The organism is Okeania sp. SIO2B9, from assembly GCF_010672505.1.
GTDB classification, from domain to species: Bacteria; Cyanobacteriota; Cyanobacteriia; order Cyanobacteriales; family Microcoleaceae; genus Okeania; species Okeania hirsuta.
In genome coordinates, this window is sequence record NZ_JAAHGK010000832.1 from 1 (window position 1) to 3,504 (window position 3,504).

The following is a 3,504-nucleotide window of genomic DNA, read 5'->3' on the forward strand; positions in this document are numbered from 1 at the left end:
ATAATTGATAAGTATCTCTCTCTAAAACGGATAGCATTGAATAAAAGGAAAAGTAATTCATTGTTTCTCCTCAGTTGGAGAGTATTTTTACCTGAATTATTCGGTAAAATCAAAAAAAATATATTTATATAGATGATTTATGCTGGACATAAATAAAATTTTAGCTCAAGAATTAAATATCAATTCTCAAAGTATTAAAAATGCTTTGGACTTGTTAAATGGAGGAGCGACTATTCCTTTTGTGGCTCGTTATCGGAAAGAATATACAAATTCTTTGGATGAAACTCAACTCCGAAATATATGGGATAGATTTACTTATCTTCAGGAACTTGAAGAAAGAAAAAAGGTAATTCTCAAAGCAATTAATGATGCTGGCAAACTTACCGATGAATTACAGGAAAAAATTGATTTATGTCTGCAAAAAACAGAACTTGAAGACCTATATCTTCCCTATAAACCAAAACGACGGACGAGGGCGACTATTGCTAAGGAAAAAGGTTTAGAATCTTTGGCAGAATTTATTAAATCTCTGAATAATCCTCAAGCAAAATCTACATCTATTGAGCAAGAAGCTGTTAAGTATATTGCTGAAGAAAAAGGAGTAAAAAATATAGAAGAAGCTATTCAAGGAGCATCTGATATTTTGGCAGAATCAGTGGCAGAAAAAGCTGAATTACGCTCTTATATCAGAGAATATTTTCTCAAATCTGGTTGTTTTAGTTCCAAAATTAAAGATGATTATCCTGAAGGTACGACTAAGTTTGAAATGTACCGGAATTTTCGGGTAAATGTTAAAGATATTGCTCCTCATAATATGTTGGCTTTGTTACGAGGAGAGAGTGAAGGGGTATTAAATTTAGAACTAGATTTTGACCGAGATTTTGTATTGTCTTATTTGGCAGATTCAGAAATTAAAACTAGAGTTAAAGAAGTCAGATATTTTTATCAGGAAATGCTCAAAGATGCTTTGAATCGCTTGATGAAAAATTCTTTAATTAATGAAGTTCGAGGGCAAAAGAAGGCCGAGGCAGATATTGAGTCAATTAAAACTTTTGAAACTAATCTAAAAGAGTTATTATTATCTCCACCAGCAGGAATGAAACCTACTTTAGGAATTGACCCAGGATTTAGAACAGGTTGCAAAGTTGCTGTGTTAGATGAAACGGGGAAATTCTTAAAATATCAAGCAATATTTCCCCATAAATCTGCGGCAGAAAAACAACAAGCTACTACAACTATTAAGCAATTAATTCAAAAGTACAAAATTGAACTTATTGCTATTGGTAATGGTACGGCAGGAAGAGAAACAGATGAATTTATGACTGAAGTAATTTCTACTTTAGATAAAAAACCAATAAAAGTCATAGTAAATGAATCTGGTGCTTCAATTTATTCTGCTTCTAAAGTAGCAATAGAAGAATTTCCTGACTTAGATATTACAGTGCGGGGAGCTATTAGCATTGGCAGACGTTTACAAGACCCTTTAGCAGAACTGGTAAAAATCGACCCCAAGTCTATTGGAGTCGGTCAATATCAACATGATGTAGACCAAAAATTGTTGAAGAAAAAGTTAGATGAGACAGTAGAAAGTTGTGTAAATTATGTGGGAGTAGATTTGAATACTGCCTCAAAAGAATTACTAATTTTTGTTTCTGGTATGAGTTCGACAGTCGCTAAAAATTTAGTTAAATATCGGAATGAAAATGGAGCTTTTAAGAATCGTCAAGAAATTTTGAAAGTGTCAAAATTGGGAGGGAAAACTTTTGAGCTTTGTGCTGGTTTTTTAAGAATTCGGAGCGGTGAAAATCCTTTAGATAATACAGCAGTACATCCAGAAAGTTATTCAGTTGTAGAAAATATAGCTCAAGATTTAGCTGTATCGATAAATCAGATTAATCAAATCTCAAATAGAGTAAAATCTCTGGATTTAAAAAAGTATGTAACCGATAAAATTGGCGAACCAACACTCAAGGATATTATCAATGAATTGGAAAAACCAGGACGCGACCCTAGAGCAGAATTTAAGTATGCAACTTTTCGAGAAGGCATCAAAGAAATTAAAGATTTAGAAGTAGGAATGGAGTTGGAAGGAATAGTAACTAATGTCGCTAATTTTGGAGCTTTTGTTGATGTGGGAGTACATCAAGATGGGTTAGTACATATCTCTCAGTTGGCAGATTATTTTGTTAAAGATCCAAAGCAAGTTGTGAAAGTTGGGCAAGTGGTAAAAGTAAGAGTTTTGGAAATAAATGAAAAGTTGAAACGAATTGGTTTATCGATGCGAAAGTAAGTTTAAATAGGAGTCAGTAGTCAGGAGTCAGGAGTCAGGAGAGAAGAAAGAAGCAAGAATAAAAAAGCAAGAAAGAAGAAGAAAGAATAAAGAGGAGGAAAAATAGATTTTTTTTATCACTAATTATCCGGACATGATATAAGTTCAAAATTCATATTATGGCAGGGAACAGGGAACAAAGAACAGAGAACAGGAACAGTGGGAAAAGCTTTTCTCTGTCTCAGGTTCATCATCAACATAAGTCAAACACCAACTCGTTCCTTGCGATAGACCAATTAAAAAAAATGTTACGAATAATAATGGCAGTGGTGGTGGATTGTAATTATTTTTGTTACCAGACAAATAGTGGGAGCATCTTGCTCCCGTAATCTTGTTCAATTATAAAAAATAAAATCAATTATCACACAGAAGTTACTAATTCTTTCCCCTATATGTTGTCAGTTTATTAATTTATGTAAAAAAACAGAATATTTGTATACCGCAATACTTCAAAAAACATCTACTTATATCTATCTTCTTAATAAAGACATTATAAATAGGTGAGCATAAATAAACGCAATATTAGAGGGCGAGTTTTTAGAACTCGTAAGCGCTTAAGTCAAAGCTTTCGGTTAAACCCTCTCCTACAATTTTTTTTACGTTTAATTAGACCTACCTACTTATACAGATTTTATGATTCGTTATATTATGTCCGGTTGATTACTTATAAATAAAATGACGGAGGAGTAAGGAGTCAGGGGTCAGAAGTCAGGAGGGAAGAAAGAAGCAAGAAATAAGAGGAGGAAAAGGAGGAAGTTTTTTTTATCACGCTCTTATCCGGACATGATATTAGAATATAAAAAATATAGTATCCCCACAAAAATTAAAGTGTATTAGCCTAGAAAAGTTACAAAATTTGGCAGAAGAAATTTACAAAAATACTAACATTCCTGTTCGTTATAAACAGAAATAACATCCTGGTTGTTTGATGATAAAAAAACAAGGTAAGCATTTCCTGCGGAATGCTGTGCAAACAGCTTTTTAATGAATGAAGCAAGCACTTGCTTAACTTCTACTACATTTTTAAACAAAGAATTGAAGCACAAGAGCAACGAGCTTAAATTGTCCACTAAAAGTAATAAAGCTGATAGCTGATAGCTGACCGCTGAATGCTTGCAAAACAAGTAAATAGAAATATGATTAACTTAATAGCCAAATCATCAACAATAACACCA

Annotated in this window: 1 protein-coding gene; it reads left to right on the top strand. The window is 32.8% G+C overall.

The features are described 5' to 3' along the window. Nucleotides 1–139: 139 nt before the first annotated feature. The gene (locus F6K13_RS24115; RefSeq protein ID WP_124147688.1) at nucleotides 140–2,290 is read left to right on the top strand and encodes a Tex family protein; all 2,151 of its coding nucleotides are present in this window, start codon (nucleotides 140–142) and stop codon (nucleotides 2,288–2,290) included. Nucleotides 2,291–3,504 lie beyond the last annotated feature (1,214 nt).